Source organism: Cellvibrio sp. PSBB023 (genome assembly GCF_002007605.1).
In the GTDB taxonomy this organism is placed as follows: domain Bacteria; phylum Pseudomonadota; class Gammaproteobacteria; order Pseudomonadales; family Cellvibrionaceae; genus Cellvibrio.
In genome coordinates this window covers 4,147,501-4,164,320 of the sequence record NZ_CP019799.1, presented here as the reverse complement: position 1 = coordinate 4,164,320, position 16,820 = coordinate 4,147,501, and the positions used below count along the sequence as shown (strand labels likewise).

Annotated in this window: 12 protein-coding genes, 5 tRNA genes and 2 rRNA genes; all 19 read right to left on the bottom strand. The window is 47.4% G+C overall.

Annotation, left to right across the window (positions count from 1 at the left end):
- Positions 1–42 precede the first annotated feature (42 nt).
- Positions 43–4,128: a DNA-directed RNA polymerase subunit beta gene (rpoB, locus tag B0D95_RS17940; RefSeq protein WP_078045157.1), complete on the bottom strand. Its 4,086-nt coding sequence runs from the start codon at positions 4,126–4,128 to the stop codon at positions 43–45.
- Positions 4,129–4,389: 261 nt separating this feature from the next.
- Entirely contained in the window at positions 4,390–4,758 is a 369-nt protein-coding gene (gene rplL, locus B0D95_RS17935; RefSeq protein WP_007644449.1) for a 50S ribosomal protein L7/L12, read from the bottom strand.
- A 65-nt stretch (positions 4,759–4,823) separates the two neighbouring features.
- Complete coding sequence (rplJ, locus tag B0D95_RS17930; protein ID WP_007644448.1) at positions 4,824–5,318, bottom strand: 50S ribosomal protein L10; 495 nt, start codon at positions 5,316–5,318, stop codon at positions 4,824–4,826.
- Between the two features lie 243 nt (positions 5,319–5,561).
- Positions 5,562–6,257: a 50S ribosomal protein L1 gene (rplA, locus tag B0D95_RS17925; RefSeq protein WP_078045156.1), complete on the bottom strand. Its 696-nt coding sequence runs from the start codon at positions 6,255–6,257 to the stop codon at positions 5,562–5,564.
- Position 6,258: 1 nt separating this feature from the next.
- A complete protein-coding gene (rplK, locus tag B0D95_RS17920; protein WP_078045155.1) occupies positions 6,259–6,690 on the bottom strand; it encodes a 50S ribosomal protein L11 in 432 nt (143 codons plus the stop codon).
- Between the two features lie 142 nt (positions 6,691–6,832).
- Positions 6,833–7,366, bottom strand: a complete 534-nt coding sequence (gene nusG / locus B0D95_RS17915; RefSeq protein WP_040393155.1) for a transcription termination/antitermination protein NusG — start codon at positions 7,364–7,366, stop codon at positions 6,833–6,835.
- Positions 7,367–7,372: 6 nt separating this feature from the next.
- The gene (secE, locus tag B0D95_RS17910; RefSeq protein WP_078045154.1) at positions 7,373–7,741 is read right to left on the bottom strand and encodes a preprotein translocase subunit SecE; all 369 of its coding nucleotides are present in this window, start codon (positions 7,739–7,741) and stop codon (positions 7,373–7,375) included.
- 25 nt (positions 7,742–7,766) lie between these two features.
- Positions 7,767–7,842, bottom strand: a tRNA-Trp gene (locus B0D95_RS17905).
- Between the two features lie 46 nt (positions 7,843–7,888).
- Positions 7,889–9,112 carry an elongation factor Tu gene (gene tuf / locus B0D95_RS17900; protein WP_007644455.1) on the bottom strand — a complete coding sequence of 408 codons (1,224 nt, stop codon included), beginning with the start codon at positions 9,110–9,112 and terminating at the stop codon, positions 7,889–7,891.
- Between the two features lie 79 nt (positions 9,113–9,191).
- Positions 9,192–9,267, bottom strand: a tRNA-Thr gene (locus B0D95_RS17895).
- Between the two features lie 16 nt (positions 9,268–9,283).
- Positions 9,284–9,357, bottom strand: a tRNA-Gly gene (locus B0D95_RS17890).
- Between the two features lie 61 nt (positions 9,358–9,418).
- Positions 9,419–9,502 (bottom strand) — tRNA-Tyr (locus B0D95_RS17885).
- 94 nt (positions 9,503–9,596) lie between these two features.
- Positions 9,597–9,672: transfer RNA gene (locus B0D95_RS17880), tRNA-Thr, on the bottom strand.
- Positions 9,673–9,718: 46 nt separating this feature from the next.
- A complete protein-coding gene (locus B0D95_RS17875; protein ID WP_078045153.1) occupies positions 9,719–10,441 on the bottom strand; it encodes a hypothetical protein in 723 nt (240 codons plus the stop codon).
- On the bottom strand, positions 10,438–11,199 hold the full coding sequence (locus B0D95_RS17870; protein ID WP_078045152.1) for a type III pantothenate kinase: 762 nt from the start codon (positions 11,197–11,199) through the stop codon (positions 10,438–10,440). The genes B0D95_RS17875 and B0D95_RS17870 overlap by 4 nt, the downstream gene beginning before the upstream one ends.
- Positions 11,189–12,181: a bifunctional biotin--[acetyl-CoA-carboxylase] ligase/biotin operon repressor BirA gene (birA, locus tag B0D95_RS17865; protein WP_078045151.1), complete on the bottom strand. Its 993-nt coding sequence runs from the start codon at positions 12,179–12,181 to the stop codon at positions 11,189–11,191. Before birA ends, B0D95_RS17870 begins: the two co-directional genes overlap by 11 nt.
- Positions 12,178–13,272, bottom strand: a complete 1,095-nt coding sequence (alr, locus tag B0D95_RS17860; protein ID WP_168172478.1) for an alanine racemase — start codon at positions 13,270–13,272, stop codon at positions 12,178–12,180. The genes birA and alr overlap by 4 nt, the downstream gene beginning before the upstream one ends.
- 157 nt (positions 13,273–13,429) lie before the next feature.
- Positions 13,430–13,545: ribosomal RNA gene (gene rrf / locus B0D95_RS17855) — 5S ribosomal RNA — on the bottom strand.
- A 164-nt stretch (positions 13,546–13,709) separates the two neighbouring features.
- A 23S ribosomal RNA gene (locus tag B0D95_RS17850) occupies positions 13,710–16,597 on the bottom strand.
- Positions 16,598–16,820 lie beyond the last annotated feature (223 nt).

Genomic DNA, 16,820 nt, shown 5'->3' with positions numbered 1-16,820 from the left:
GCAATAGGCACAAAGTGCCTATTGCCGGAGCAGACGATCAGATTAATCGTCTTGTTCAAGCTCAATGTTGATACCCAGAGAGCGGATCTCTTTAACCAATACGTTGAAAGATTCCGGCATGCCAGGCTCCATACGATGATCGCCATCCACGATGTTCTTATACATCTTGGTACGACCCGCAACGTCATCCGACTTAACCGTCAACATTTCCTGCAAGGTGTAAGCCGCGCCGTATGCTTCCAACGCCCACACTTCCATCTCACCGAAACGCTGTCCACCGAATTGTGCTTTACCACCCAAAGGTTGCTGGGTAACAAGACTGTAAGAGCCGGTTGAACGAGCATGCATTTTGTCGTCGACCAAGTGGTTCAACTTCAGCATGTACATATAGCCAACAGTGACTGGACGAGTGAACTGATCGCCAGTACGTCCATCATAAAGTACGGATTGACCGGTATCTGACAGGCCAGCTAAACGCAGCAATGCCTTGATTTCATGCTCTTTCGCACCATCAAATACAGGTGTTGCCATAGGCACACCGTCCACCAGGTTTTTAGCCAGGTCGAGAATTTCTTTGTCGGTAAACGACGCCAGATCTTCTTTGGCAGCAACATCACCGGTTTTGTTGTAGATCTCTTCCAGGAATGCGCGAATGTCAGCAATCGCTTTCTGCTCTTGCAACATCTTGTTGATCTTCACACCCAAGCCTTTAGCCGCCATACCCAAGTGCATTTCCAACACCTGACCCACGTTCATACGTGAAGGTACACCGAGCGGGTTGAGGACGATATCAACAGTCTCGCCATTTTCGTCATAAGGCATATCTTCAATCGGCATAATGACCGAGATAACACCCTTGTTACCGTGACGACCAGCCATCTTGTCGCCTGGTTGGATACGACGCTTGATTGCCAAATAAACCTTAACAATTTTGAGAACGCCAGGAGCCAGATCATCACCGGTAGAGAGCTTGCGCTTCTTGTCTTCAAAACGTTCGTCGAGAATCTTGCGACGCTCTGCCAACTGCTCTTCTGCACGGTCGATCTGTTCGTTGAGCGCCTCTTCAGACATGCGCAACTTGAACCACTGATCTTTTTCCAAGCCGTCCAGAATTTCGTGTGTCAAGGCTTCGCCTTTCTTCACATTTTTTCCTGATGCTACCGTTTGGCCAACCAATGCTGAACGCAAACGCTCGAAGGTGGCAGACTCAACGATACGGTATTCTTCGTTCAAATCTTTGCGCACTTCATCCAATTGCGCCTTTTCAATTTCCAAACTACGTTGATCTTTTTCAAGGCCATCGCGAGTGAAAACCTGAACGTCAATTACAGTACCTTTGGTGCTTGAGGGCACACGCAAAGAAGTATCTTTAACGTCAGAAGCTTTTTCACCAAAGATTGCACGCAACAGTTTTTCTTCAGGCGTCAGTTGGGTTTCACCTTTAGGTGTAACCTTACCAACCAGAATATCGCCGCCGCCCACTTCCGCTCCGATATACACAATGCCGGACTCGTCGAGTTTGCTCAGCGCACTCTCACCCACGTTTGGAATATCGGCGGTGATTTCTTCACTGCCCAACTTGGTATCACGTGCGATACAGGTTAATTCCTGGATATGAATGGTAGTGAAGCGATCTTCTTGTACAACGCGCTCTGAAACCAGAATCGAGTCTTCGAAGTTATAACCATTCCACGGCATAAAGGCGATACGCATGTTTTGGCCAAGCGCCAATTCACCCATATCAACGGAAGGACCGTCCGCCAGAATATCGCCACGGGATACTGAGTCGCCCATGCTGACGATAGGACGCTGATTGATACAAGTATTTTGGTTGGAGCGGGTGTATTTGATCAGGTTGTAGATATCCACACCTGCATCACCAGCTTCAACTTCTGTATCATGCACTTTAACTACGATACGACCAGCATCAACGCTATCGATAACGCCGCCCCGCTTCGCAACCACACACACACCAGAGTCAGAAGCAACATTACGCTCCATGCCTGTTCCCACCAACGGCTTTTGTGAGCGTAAGGTTGGTACAGCTTGACGCTGCATGTTTGATCCCATCAATGCACGGTTGGCGTCATCGTGCTCGAGGAATGGAATCAGAGAAGCTGCAACAGAAACTACCTGGCGCGCAGACACGTCCATATATTGAACATCGGCAGGCGCTTTCAGGGTAAATTCGTTCAAGTGACGAACGGACACCAACTCTTCAGTTAAATTGCCATTGTCATCCAAGGTTGCTGATGCCTGTGCAATCACATAATCAGACTCATTGATTGCTGACAGGAAATCTATCTCATTGGTTACTTTGCCGTTAATCACTTTGCGATACGGGCTTTCAAGGAAGCCGTAATTGTTAGTGCGCGCGTAGGTAGCCAAGGAGTTAATCAAACCAATGTTTGGACCTTCAGGTGTTTCAATTGGACATACGCGACCATAATGGGTCGGGTGCACGTCACGAACCTCGAAGCCCGCACGCTCACGAGTCAAGCCGCCTGGGCCAAGCGCAGAGACACGACGCTTATGCGTGATCTCTGACAGCGGGTTGTTTTGATCCATAAATTGCGACAACTGTGAAGAGCCGAAGAACTCTTTCACTGCAGCGGCAACGGGTTTAGCGTTGATCAAATCTTGTGGCATCAAGCCTTCGCTTTCCGCCATAGAGAGACGCTCTTTTACCGCGCGCTCAACACGCACCAAACCAACACGGAATTGGTTTTCAGCCATCTCACCAACAGAGCGAACACGACGGTTACCCAAGTGATCGATATCATCCACAACACCTTTACCATTGCGGATAGAGATGAGAGTTTTCATCACATCAACGATATCATCGTTAGACAATGTGCCTTCGCCAGTCTCAGCTTCACGCCCTAAACGGCGGTTGAACTTCATACGACCTACAGCAGAGAGGTCATATCGCTCTTGCGAGAAGAACAGATTTTGGAACAAGGCTTCTGCAGATTCTTTGGTTGGCGGCTCGCCAGGACGCATCATGCGGTAAATTTCCACCAACGCTTCCAATGCAGTACGAGTAGGGTCAACACGCAGGGTATCGGAAATAAACGCACCGCAATCCAATTCGTTGGTATAGAGCGTTTCAATTTGCTCTGCACCTGCAGCGCTTAATTTCGACAGTACATCGGCGGTAATTTCAGTGTTGCATTCAAACAACAATTCACCAGTGCGAGTATCGATAATATCTTTTGCCAATGAGCGGCCCAGCAAATATTCAGCTGGTACATCCATTTGATTAACATTGGCTTTTTCCAATTGGCGAATGTGGCGCGCCGTAATACGACGACCCTCTTCAACAATGATATTGCCTTTGTCATCTTTGATGTCAAAGGTAGCTACATCACCACGCAGACGGGATGGAACCACCTCATAGCTAAACTGGCCGTCTTTTCCAAGAATAAAGGTGCTGGTTTCAAAGAACATCGCCAGCATTTCTTGAGAGCTGAAGCCAAGCGCACGCAGCAGAATAGTCGCAGGCAATTTACGACGACGGTCAATACGAACATACAGCAAATCTTTAGGGTCAAACTCAAAGTCCAACCATGAACCACGGTAAGGAATAATCCGCGCAGAAAACAGCAGCTTACCGGAGGAATGCGTCTTACCTTTATCGTGGTCGAAGAACACGCCGGGAGAGCGATGCAATTGCGACACGATAACGCGCTCGGTACCGTTGATAACAAAGGTACCGTTATCGGTCATGAGTGGAATCTCACCCATGTACACTTCTTGTTCTTTAATGTCTTTGATGGCTTTGTTTGAGGATTCGCGATCGTAAATAATCAAACGGACTTTTACGCGCAGGGGAACTGCATAGGTAACACCACGCAGGATACATTCGTTCACATCAAAAGCGGCTTTACCAAGGTTGTAGCTCACGTATTCGAGGGCTGCATTACCTGAGTAGCTGACGATTGGAAAAACGGAACGGAAAGCGGCGTGTAAACCCATATCTTCACGCTTGGTAGGCAAAGTGTCTGCCTGGGTAAACTTTCTGTAGGAATCTAACTGAATCGCCAAAAGGTAAGGTACATCCATTACATGTGGCAGTTTGCCAAAATCCTTACGGATACGTTTTTTCTCAGTATATGAGTAAGCCATCTGTATTCCCCAGCTTGTTCGCGGATCGGGCTTGATCGCAGCCATGAAAACGCACGTGCGTTTCTTTGTAAAAACTTGCTTAAATTCGATAACTTTACGATTACTTCAGGAGTAACCCAATGGCACAGCTTAAGCTAGCCATTTCTGTCTCAATTTACAGCAGTGCAATAGGATTTCTGAAAACAGAAAAAGGCTGGCGAGCATATTGCTCACCAGCCCTGTGTCCACACTGTAAATGGACGCTGTGACACAAGCGTAGAATTATTTAACTTCTACGAGTGCGCCAGCTTCTTCCAATTTAGCCTTGGCTGCATCGGCATCAGCTTTAGAAACAGCTTCTTTAACTGCTTTAGGTGCGCTTTCTACCAAGTCTTTAGCTTCTTTCAAACCAAGACCAGTCAGTTCACGAACTGCTTTAATTACGTTAACTTTCTTATCACCAGCAGAAGAAAGGATAACGTCAAATTCAGTTTGCTCTTCAGCAGCAGCAGCTGGGCCAGCAGCTACAGCAACGGTAGCAGCCGCAGCGCTAACACCGAATTTCTCTTCCATTGCAGTGATCAGCTCAACAACGTCTTTTACAGACATTTCTGCGATGGCATTGATGATATCGTCTTTAGTCAGAGACATGTCTCAATTCCTAATTAATGGAGCAACTTTGCTCGTTAAATCTAAAGTAAGTGCTAATCCGAAGATTAAGCAGCTTGCTGTTCTTTTTGATCGCGAACGGCCGCAATAGTGCGAACCAGTTTGCCAGCGGAAGCCTCTTTCATCACACTCATCAAGCGAGCAATAGCTTCGTCGTAAGTTGGCAGTGTCGCCAACATTGCGATATTCACTAGCTCACCTTCAAAGGCAGCAGCTTTCAACTCAAACTTGTCATTTTCTTTAGCGAAATCCTGAAGGATACGCGCACCAGCACCTGGGTGCTCGGTAGAAAAAGCAATCAAAGTTGGTCCTACGAATTTATCAGCAAGACATTCGTAAGCTGTACCTTGCACAGCGCGACGGGCCAATGTGTTACGGACGACTTTTACCCAGACGCCAGCTTCACGGGCCTGCTTGCGCAGAGCGGTCATTTTGCCAACAGTTACGCCACGGGAATCAGCGATAACAGCAGACAGAGCGCTCTTTGCAGCTTCTTGGACTTCAGCGACAATCGCTTTTTTGCCTTCAAGTCCTAATGCCACGGGATTTCTCCTGCATGGACAATCAAATTGCAACACGGATGCTGCGCCATTGATTATCGTTAACTACCAGTCCTGATAAACACACCAGGACCACTATTCGGTGATGTCATTCATTGCAATTAATGCAGCAAATAGGGTCTCACCATCTGCGTAGGGTATTAAGTATGAACCTATTGCTCAGACACCTACGGTCTTTGACGGCCCACTAAAATAGTGGACCCCAAAGTTCGTTTCACTTGCGAATTAAACAGCGAGTGATGCTTGGTCGATTACCAGGCCAGGGCCCATAGTCGTACTCAAGTAAATTTTCTTCAGGTAAATACCTTTAGAAGTAGCTGGTTTGGCTTTCTTCAAATCAGCAACCAACGCCTCAAGGTTTTCTTTGATAGCGATAGTATCAAAAGAGATTTTACCCAAACCGCCATGCACGATACCGCCTTTCTCGGCGCGGTAGCGAACTTGACCGGCTTTAGCATTCTTAACAGCAGTCAATACATCCGGAGTTACTGTGCCAGTTTTTGGGTTAGGCATCAGACCACGTGGACCCAAAACCTGACCGAGTTGACCAACAACGCGCATTGCATCTGGACTGGCAATAACAACATCAAAATCCATTTTACCGGCTTTGATTTCTGCAGCCAGATCATCCATACCTACGTATTCTGCTCCAGCTGCTTTTGCCGCTTCGGCATTTGCACCTTGAGTAAATACAGCAACGCGTACAGACTTACCATTACCGTGAGGCAGTGTAGTTGCACCACGAACAGATTGATCTGATTTACGAGGGTCAATACCCAGGCTGATTGATACATCTACTGTCTCAGCAAACTTCACAGTAGAAAGTTCTTTTAACAAAGCAACAGCATCTTCAATAGAATACTGCTTGCTGGAATCAACTTTCTCGTTGATTGCACGTTGACGCTTAGTAATTTTTGCCATCTTATACGCCCTCCACTTCCAGGCCCATTGAACGCGCAGAACCTGCGATAGTACGCACGGCAGCATCCATATCAGCAGCAGTCAAATCAGCCAACTTAGTAGTTGCAATAGCTTCGAGCTGGGCACGAGTTACCTTGCCTACTTTGTTGGTGTTAGGACGACCACTACCACTGGCAATACCTGCAGCTTTTTTCAACAAGAAAGAAGCTGGTGGTGTTTTCATTACGAATGTGAAGCTACGATCGCTATACACACTGATAATGACAGGAACAGGAGCACCAACTTCCATACCTTGGGTCTGCGCATTAAATGCTTTACAGAATTCCATGATATTTACGCCGTGCTGACCAAGAGCTGGACCAACCGGAGGACTTGGGTTTGCTTTGCCAGCTGCAACTTGCAGCTTAACGTAAGCGGTTACTTTCTTTGCCATGATATAACTCCCCTATGGGTATTAGCGCCTCGACTAATTTTTGGCAAAACTAGCGTCTTAGGCTCCCCGTCTCAGTCTAAGCCTGAGACACGAAAACCCCTCTTCATAACTGGATGAAGAGGGGCGTTAAAAAATCAGAATATTAAGTCTTTTCTACCTGACCAAACTCCAATTCAACAGGAGTAGATCTACCAAATATTAATACAGCAACACGAAGCTTGTTTTTATCGTAATTTACTTCTTCAACAACGCCATTAAAGTCATTGAACGGACCATCAATTACGCGAACCATTTCACCTGGTTCGAAAATTGTTTTGGGTTTCGGCTTCTCCATTGAGTCGTCTACACGACGCAATATAGCTTCCGCCTCTTTTTCAGTAATAGGCGCAGGCTGATCTGCTTTACCACCAATAAAACCCATAACTCTTGGGGTATCTTTCACCAAGTGCCAAGTATCATCATTCAGCTCCATTTGAACCAACACGTAGCCAGGGAAGAATTTTCTTTCGCTTTTACGTTTTTGGCCGCCACGCATTTCAACCACTTCTTCAGTGGGAACTAAAATTTCGCCAAAACTTTCTTCCATGCCGTACAGTGCAACACGCTCACGCAAAGAAAGAGCGACTTTTTTTTCATACCCGGAATATGCATGAACGACATACCAGCGCTTAGCCATACCAATCTATCCTATGATACTTGAGGCAATAAAACCAAATAGAGTATCAAGCAACCAAAGAATGATTGCCATTACAAAAACAACTGCCAATACAATAAGGGTTGTTTGATTGGTTTCTTGACGAGTAGGCCAGACAACTTTGCGCAGCTCAACAAGCGCACCACGCACAACATCTGATATCGCTGCACCTTTTGCAGTTTGCAACGCAATAGCAACAGCTATAGCTGCAAGCACTATAAGACCCAGTGCACGATAGAGAATTGATTCAGCAGAAAAATGAGAGTTACCAACGACGCCAGCAGCAACCACTGCAAAAACCAAGAGCCATTTTAATGCGTCAAGTCGATAAACTTTTTCTTCGGTATTTGCAGTCATTATCGCAGGAAACCTTCATGAAATTTGGCAGGCCAGGAGGGACTCGAACCCCCAACACCCGGTTTTGGAGACCGGTGCTCTACCAATTGAACTACTGGCCTAACATAACAGAGGCAAATAAAGGGCGGACAAGCCGCCCTCATTCAATTACTGAATGATTTTGGCAACTACGCCAGCACCAACAGTACGACCACCTTCACGGATAGCAAAACGCAAACCGTCTTCCATCGCGATTGGGTGAATCAAGGTAACAACCATCTTGATGTTGTCGCCTGGCATTACCATTTCTACACCTTCCGGCAATTCTACTGCACCAGTTACGTCAGTAGTACGGAAGTAGAACTGTGGACGATAGCCTTTGAAGAATGGAGTATGACGACCGCCTTCTTCTTTAGACAATACGTACACTTCTGATTCAAACTTGGTGTGTGGAGTCACTGAACCTGGCTTACATAGAACTTGGCCACGCTCAACATCATCACGCTTGGTACCACGCAACAGAACACCAACGTTCTCACCGGCGCGACCTTCGTCAAGCAGCTTGCGGAACATTTCAACACCAGTACAGGTGGTTTTAACGGTGTCTTTCAGACCAACGATCGCGATCTCTTCACCAACTTTAACAACACCACGCTCTACACGGCCAGTTACTACAGTACCGCGACCAGAGATAGAGAATACGTCTTCTACTGGCATCAGGAATGGCTGATCAATTGCACGTACTGGCTCAGGGATGTAGCTGTCCAGAGACTCAACCAGCTTACGTACCGCAGAGGTACCCAAACCGTTTTCATCTTCGCCATTCAACGCCATCAGCGCAGAACCAGCAATAATTGGGGTATCATCGCCTGGGAAGTCATAGGTAGACAGCAGCTCACGCAGCTCCATTTCTACCAATTCCAACATTTCGTTGTACTCTTCAGTACCCACACCACCACAGTCTTCTGCCAACAAGTCAGCCTTGTTCAGGAATACTACGATGTAAGGAACGCCTACCTGACGAGACAGCAGGATGTGTTCACGAGTTTGTGGCATTGGACCATCAGTTGCACCACACACCAGAATTGCACCGTCCATCTGGGCAGCACCGGTGATCATGTTCTTCACATAGTCGGCGTGGCCTGGGCAGTCAACGTGCGCGTAGTGGCGAGTTGGTGAGTCATATTCCACGTGAGAGGTATTAATGGTAATACCGCGCGCCTTTTCTTCAGGTGCGTTATCGATACCATCATAACCAACAAACGCGCCACCCCAGCTTTCTGCACAAACGCGAGTCAGCGCTGCTGTCAGAGTGGTTTTACCGTGGTCAACGTGACCAATGGTGCCCACGTTGACGTGGGGCTTGTTACGTTCAAACTTTTCCTTCGCCATTGCGAGCGCCTCCTCAGACGTAAAATAACAATCACACAGATAAAAAAGCTGCGAGAGGCACTCTCTCGCAGCATTATTTTGGAGCTCATAAGCAGATTTGAACTGCTGACCTCACCCTTACCAAGGGTGTGCTCTACCAACTGAGCTATATGAGCGCATTCCTAAATTAGTTGGAGCGGGTAGCGGGAATCGAACCCGCGCCATCAGCTTGGAAGGCTGAGGTTCTACCATTGAACCATACCCGCTTTAACGAGATACTGGACTAGCCACCAGGCTTTACCAACCTCAAACAAACTTAAGGTAAATTGGTGCAGGGGGATGGATTCGAACCATCGAAGCTTGCGCGTCAGATTTACAGTCTGATCCCTTTGGCCACTCGGGAACCCCTGCCGAAAACCGCCGGCATTTTCCGGCCCAAACCAGCAACTGTCAATCTATTTTTTCAATAAATTCACACAGTTATGTCAAAAAGCTAACTCCAAACTGGAGCTGGCGAGAGGAATCGAACCCCCGACCGGCTGATTACAAGTCAGCTGCTCTACCTACTGAGCTACGCCAGCTTTTTTGACCACCGCTGTTTGTGGAGGCAGAATTCTATTGAAAGATCTATTGAGAAGCAACACCTAAACAATAATTTTGTCTCTTTTCGAGCCCTTTTTGCTTTTTGATTAGCTCCTCCCATACTGAGTTGTCTATTTTTCCCGCAATACCATCAGCTACAACAACCCAAGTCTCTTGAATTGTCTTTGGCATTATTTTTATTTGCGCATCATAACCAGTATCTCTGATTTTTTTTGCCAGAGCTTCCGCGTCTTCATAATTGGAGAGACGCCCAAAAGATATTCCATTGGCTAATTCACCTTTTGATATGACATGACTCTCTATGCTTTTTCTTTGCAATTCATACAGCCTGTTTAGCGCCTCTCGTTCGGATACTTCCGGAGCAAGATAAACCCAGAAGGATTCACCCTCCTTAATCTCTATTGGCACCACATGAACATCAGCGCCTAAGGCAGTAAGGCGCTCAACAGCGTACTCGGCGTGCAATAGTTGCTCATAAGGGCCAATCATAGTGCACAGCGGTGTATCGTTTTTTGATTCATCACCCAGCTCACGGCTCGTCAGAGCACTTTGGCTGCTCTTTTTTTTGATGGCGCCATCAGATGCAGAACGCTCCGATAGTAATAATAACCCCTGAGGTGAAACCTCCCCTTGTACGGATTGAACGGTACTTCCATTACCCTGCGCATGAACCTCGGCCGAAAAGAAATGCTGCTGCAGAAAAAAAAGCACATTTGCAGCGAGGATCAGAAAAAAAATTGATCTCATTGATTACACCCCGGTATTGATTCCTGTAGTGCGTACGCCAGTCCATCCATTACCAAATCATTTATCAAGTGCGCAGATGGATAATATGGCATCAACTGAATTGCATCGCCGCCCGTAAACACCAACTCAAAATGCTCGTCGCCTGCCACTTTACGTAATTGTTTTACCGCATTATCTACCAAGCCTTCCAGCATTGACGTGCAGCCACCACAAATTGCCAAAGATGTGGCTCGACCAAGCTCCTCCGTCAGGACAATTTCGTGAGAGTTAGCCGATATACGTCGCGCACTAGAAGATAGAGAGCGAATCATTAGCGATAAGCCTGGAGCAATAAATCCCCCCAAATGACGCCCGTTTTTATCGATAACATCAATAGTCGCGGCCGTACCTAATGACAAAACAATGCATGCAGTTTGCGTGTACCCATATGCAGCCAGAATCGAAAGCCAACGATCAACACCCAATAAATCAGGCGAGTCATAACCATTTTGTACGACACCAACATTAGGGCCACTTCTGGCAAATATGGGATCAATAGCAAAAATACGCTTAACACACTCAGCAAGTTTTTGCTCCAGGTCATCGCTGACCACACTAGCAACCCACACTACTGTTACTCGCCCAGCATAGGGAAGCCAGAAAGCCGCCAATAAATCAAACTCTGCGGTTGTCTCAATGAATCCCTTATCGAGAACATTGCTAGCATCCCGAAATCGCCACTTAATACGTGAATTTCCCATGTCAATTTCAAGAAACATGGGCCGCCCTCAGGGATACCTCACCACCATGAATAATATGCTCCTCGCCATTCATCTCGAGCCTCAATGCGCCAGTTGAATCAACCCCTCGGAACACACCAAATTGCACCCTATTACCCGCTTGAAGACTAATGGGCTGATCAACATAGGCAGCTACCGATTCCCACTCGCTCCTGTATGCAGAAAAACCGCTGTGCTGATAATTCGACAGTATGATTACCAACTCATCCATCAATGATGAAGCAAGTTGGTTACGCCCAATAAAGGGAAGCCCCTGCTCAGCCAAAATGTCGTTAAGATTAATCCAGGGCTGCTCAATAGATTCCGAATCACTTACTTTCATGGATACGTTCAGGCCAATCCCCACAACACAAGAGCAATAACCTGCGGGATCACCATTCATTTCTATTAAAATACCGCCCAGCTTTTTATCTTTATACAGGAGGTCATTTGGCCACTTTAATTGCAAACCATTAACCTTGTATTTCTGCAAACATCTCACCACTGCCAAACCTATCGCCAAACTCAGCCCCTCGAGCGCAGCAACACCTCCTTCAAAGCCCCAACCTATAGAAAGATAGAGATTTTGTGCAAATGGGCTAACCCAAGCTCGGCCGCGCCTGCCTCGACCCGCAGTTTGATTTTCTGCTAAACAAACCTGGCGCTCAGGCTGTTCTTGACGCAACAAAAATGAGTTAGTCGAATCCAACTGGGTAAATACATTAATGCTTAACGAAGCGTCAGCACTTGGATGAATTTTGGATTTGTCTAATAAGTCGAGACCACCGCTAATACAATAACCCCGACCTTTAACAGAGGTAATATCAATACCCAATGGCTCAAACTTTTTTAAAGTTTTCCAGACAGCAGCTCGGCTCACACCAAGCAAGAGCCCCAGTTCTTCGCCGGAGTGAAACTCGCCATCTGACAATAATTTCAGCACAGCATACAAGGAACTTGATTCAACGAAATTAGGGTTCATAAAGCCCCTGGCAAATAGTGTCTTTTATATCTTGAGCCCAAACTGGTAAGCACTTCATAGCCTAATGTCTTATGAGTTTTCATAAGGCGATCAATAGAGCGATCATCACCAATCACCTCTACAGAAGCTTGCATCAATTCCTCATCTGAAGCAGCAATGTGAGAAATATCAAATATCATCGAATCCATTGATATCCTGCCAATCACTTTTACTCTCTGACCAAGCAATATGCCTTCTGGGTGCGCACCAAGTGTTCTATGGACACCGTCGGCATAACCACCTGCAACAACAGCAACTCTTGCACCTGTCGGCAAACTTGCCGTGGCGCCATAGCCAATAAATTCAGAAGCACTCAAACTACGAACCTGCAAGATTGGCAAAGCCAGTCTTACAACAGGTAGCATTGGGTTTTTATCTAAAGGTGTTGGATTAATGCCATACAGCGCCGCACCAGGGCGAAGCAAATCGAAATGCCATTCCTTTCCTAAAAAAATCCCAGAGGAATTGGCCAAGCTTGCACGGACAGGCGGCAATACTCTTTTTATCTGCTCAAGGGATTTAAGAAAACGATTAAGCTGAATATTGTTTTGCAAATGATTAACCTCGTCAGCACATGCAAGATGACTGATAAGGAGCTCAGGATTAATTGCTTTTAGGCGAAACTCATCAGTGCAGAGCAGAGAAAAATCCCGCTCATCCAATCCAAAACGAGTCATTCCCGTATTGATTTTTAATCCGGCTACAGCATTAACTTGAGCAGACGATTTGAATTTCAACCATTGCTCCACATCATAAACAGAGCAGAGCATAGGGATAAGATTGCGCGCGAACAATTCGGAAATATCTACATTGCGCAGTCCGCCCAGGACATAAATGGTCGCATCAGCAGGCAAAAAATCTCGAGCAGTTACCGCCTCTTCTACTGAGGCCAAAAAAAAGGTTCTGCATCCAACAGCGTAAAGCGCGCAACCAACTTGTCGTGCGCCCAAGCCATAAGCATCAGCCTTAATTACACCGGCAACACTGGCCAAGGATGAGGCAGACAACGTAAGCCAATTTTGCTGAATCGCATTTAGATCTACAGTTAACACGTAAACTCTCTCAGGCAAAAAATCACTGCCCATATAATCAGAGCTGCGCGATAAAAGCCATTGGCAAAATCATTTTGACAAGCCAAATTCAGCAAATGGAGAGTCACAGGCAAAAAAAACGCCCTGTAGAGTATCTACAGGGCGTTTATATTTAAGAGCTTGACGATGACCTACTCTCACATGGGGAGACCCCACACTACCATCGGCGCTAAGTCGTTTCACTTCTGAGTTCGGAATGGGATCAGGTGGTTCCAACTTGCTATGGTCGTCAAGCAATTCTGCATGAGTTCGAAGGTCTTAAGACATCTAGTATGTCGGCCTTGATTGACTCAAATAGGGCGGTGGAACGTAAAGTGTTGCTGTGTGTATTGTTTGGATGCTTGCATATCGTACAAGTCCGGATAAATCGTAAACCGTCTAACAGTCGATTCTGTTATATGGTCAAGCCGCACGAGCAATTAGTATCAGTTAGCTCAACGCCTCGCAGCGCTTCCACACCTGACCTATCAACGTCGTAGTCTTCAACGGCTCTTTAGGGGGCTTAAAGCCCCAGGGAGATCTAGTCTTGAAGGAGGCTTCCCGCTTAGATGCTTTCAGCGGTTATCCCGTCCGAACATAGCTACCGGGCAGTGCCATTGGCATGACAACCCGAACACCAGAGGTTCGTTCATTCCGGTCCTCTCGTACTAGGAACAACTCTTCTCAAATCTCCAACGCCCACGGCAGATAGGGACCGAACTGTCTCACGACGTTCTAAACCCAGCTCGCGTACCACTTTAAATGGCGAACAGCCATACCCTTGGGACCGGCTTCAGCCCCAGGATGTGATGAGCCGACATCGAGGTGCCAAACACCGCCGTCGATGTGAACTCTTGGGCGGTATCAGCCTGTTATCCCCGGAGTACCTTTTATCCGTTGAGCGATGGCCCTTCCATACAGAACCACCGGATCACTAAGACCTACTTTCGTACCTGCTCGACATGTCTGTCTCGCAGTCAAGCGTGCTTTTGCCTTTACACTAACCTCATGATTTCCGACCATGATTAGCACACCTTCGTGCTCCTCCGTTACTCTTTGGGAGGAGACCGCCCCAGTCAAACTACCCACCATACACTGTCCGTAACCCCGATAAGGGGCCGACGTTAGAACCTCAAACATACCAGGGTGGTATTTCAAGGACGGCTCCATCGAAACTAGCGTCTCGACTTCAAAGCCTCCCACCTATCCTACACAGATAGGTTCAAAGTTCAGTGCAAAGCTATAGTAAAGGTTCACGGGGTCTTTCCGTCTAGCCGCGGGAACACGGCATCTTAACCGCGATTTCAATTTCACTGAGTCTCGGGTGGAGACAGCGCCCCCATCATTACGCCATTCGTGCAGGTCGGAACTTACCCGACAAGGAATTTCGCTACCTTAGGACCGTTATAGTTACGGCCGCCGTTTACCGGGGCTTCGATCAAGAGCTTCGCTTGCGCTAACCCCATCAATTAACCTTCCGGCACCGGGCAGGCGTCACACCCTATACGTCCACTTACGTGTTTGCAGAGTGCTGTGTTTTTAATAAACAGTTGCAGGGGCCTGGTATCTTCGACTGCCAATAGCTTACGGGGCAAGCCCTTCACCATCAGCAGTGCACCTTCTCCCGAAGTTACGGTGCCATTTTGCCTAGTTCCTTCACCCGAGTTCTCTCAAGCGCCTTGGTATTCTCTACCTGATCACCTGTGTCGGTTTGGAGTACGGTCTCTTTTTACCTGAAGCTTAGAGGCTTTTCTTGGAAGCATGGCATCAAGCACTTCATGTTCCGAGGAACACTCGTCATCAGTTCTCAGCCTTAGCATCCCGGATTTACCTAAGACACCAGCCTACGACCTTAAACACGGACAACCAACGCCGTGCTGCTCTAGCCTTCTCCGTCCCCCCATCGCAGTAAAAAGAGGTACAGGAATATTAACCTGTTTCCCATCGACTACGCGTTTCCGCCTCGCCTTAGGGGCCGACTAACCCTGTCCCGATTAGCGTTGGACAGGAACCCTTGATCTTCCGGCGGGGGAGTTTTTCACTCCCCTTATCGTTACTCATGTCAGCATTCGCACTTCTGATACCTCCAGCATGCTTCTCAACACACCTTCGACGGCTTACAGAACGCTCCCCTACCCCACATACAAAGTATGCAGCCGCAGCTTCGGTTGCTAGTTTTAGCCCCGTTACATCTTCCGCGCAGGCCGACTCGACTAGTGAGCTATTACGCTTTCTTTAAAGGGTGGCTGCTTCTAAGCCAACCTCCTAGCTGTCTAAGCCTTCCCACATCGTTTCCCACTTAACTAACATTGGGGACCTTAGCTGGCGGTCTGGGTTGTTGCCCTCTTGACAACGGACGTTAGCACCCGCTGTCTGTCTGCCATGATTGCACTCCAGGGTATTCGTAGTTTGCATGGGTTTGGTAAGTCGGGATGACCCCCTAGCCCAAACAGTGCTCTACCCCCCTGGGTGAGACATGACGCGCTACCTAAATAGCTTTCGGGGAGAACCAGATATCTCCCGGCTTGATTAGCCTTTCACCCCTATCCACACGTCATCCCCAAATTTTTCAACATTTGTGGGTTCGGTCCTCCAGTTAGTGTTACCCAACCTTCAACCTGCACATGGATAGATCGCCGGGTTTCGGGTCTATTGCCAGCGACTAGACGCCCTATTAAGACTCGCTTTCGCTACGGCTCCCCTATACGGTTAACCTTGCCACTGACAATAAGTCGCTGACCCATTATACAAAAGGTACGCAGTCACAGAACAAGTCTGCTCCTACTGCTTGTACGCACACGGTTTCAGGATCTATTTCACTCCCCTCACAGGGGTTCTTTTCGCCTTTCCCTCACGGTACTGGTTCACTATCGGTCAGTTGGGAGTATTTAGCCTTGGAGGATGGTCCCCCCATATTCAAACAGGATATCACGTGTCCCGTCCTACTCGTTTTCATGACTAAGGCATTTTCGTGTACGGGGCTATCACCCTGTATCGCGGCACTTTCCAGAGCCTTCCACTAATACCAAAGCCACTTAAGGGCTGGTCCCCTTTCGCTCGCCGCTACTGAGGGAATCTCGGTTGATTTCTTTTCCTCCGGGTACTTAGATGTTTCAGTTCCCCGGGTTCGCTTCGTACAGCTATGTATTCACTGTACGATACCTACTAAAAGTAGGTGGGTTCCCCCATTCAGAGATCTCGGGATCACAGCTTGTTTGCCAGCTCCCCCGAGCTTATCGCAGGCTCCTACGTCTTTCATCGCCTCCAACTGCCTAGGCATCCACCGTGTGCGCTTAGTCGCTTGACCATATAACACAAGCGACTGCTTTAACGATTTACAACATTGATACGCTCACGATAATAAGCGCATCGCATGAGTATGATTCGCCGGACTTTTGTGTAGAGATACACAAGACATCCATAAATCAGCAATTTATTACTTTACATTCCACCTTGTTAAAGAGCTTCTGGCGTAAAAACCAGTCAGTTAACTTCTTTTCTTTTAGACACTTATCGATTCCTTAAGCCGG

Bases quoted from the DNA above. Each gene is read 5' to 3' on its own strand.
- rpoB (WP_078045157.1), bottom strand. From the start codon at position 4,128: ATGGCTTACTCATATACTGAGAAAAAACGTATCCGTAAGGATTTTGGC.
- rplL (WP_007644449.1), bottom strand. From the start codon at position 4,758: ATGTCTCTGACTAAAGACGATATCATCAATGCCATCGCAGAAATGTCT.
- rplA (WP_078045156.1), bottom strand. From the start codon at position 6,257: ATGGCAAAAATTACTAAGCGTCAACGTGCAATCAACGAGAAAGTTGAT.
- rplK (WP_078045155.1), bottom strand. From the start codon at position 6,690: ATGGCAAAGAAAGTAACCGCTTACGTTAAGCTGCAAGTTGCAGCTGGC.
- nusG (WP_040393155.1), bottom strand. From the start codon at position 7,366: ATGGCTAAGCGCTGGTATGTCGTTCATGCATATTCCGGGTATGAAAAA.
- secE (WP_078045154.1), bottom strand. From the start codon at position 7,741: ATGACTGCAAATACCGAAGAAAAAGTTTATCGACTTGACGCATTAAAA.
- tuf (WP_007644455.1), bottom strand. From the start codon at position 9,112: ATGGCGAAGGAAAAGTTTGAACGTAACAAGCCCCACGTCAACGTGGGC.
- B0D95_RS17875 (WP_078045153.1), bottom strand. From the start codon at position 10,441: ATGAGATCAATTTTTTTTCTGATCCTCGCTGCAAATGTGCTTTTTTTT.
- B0D95_RS17870 (WP_078045152.1), bottom strand. From the start codon at position 11,199: ATGTTTCTTGAAATTGACATGGGAAATTCACGTATTAAGTGGCGATTT.
- birA (WP_078045151.1), bottom strand. From the start codon at position 12,181: ATGAACCCTAATTTCGTTGAATCAAGTTCCTTGTATGCTGTGCTGAAA.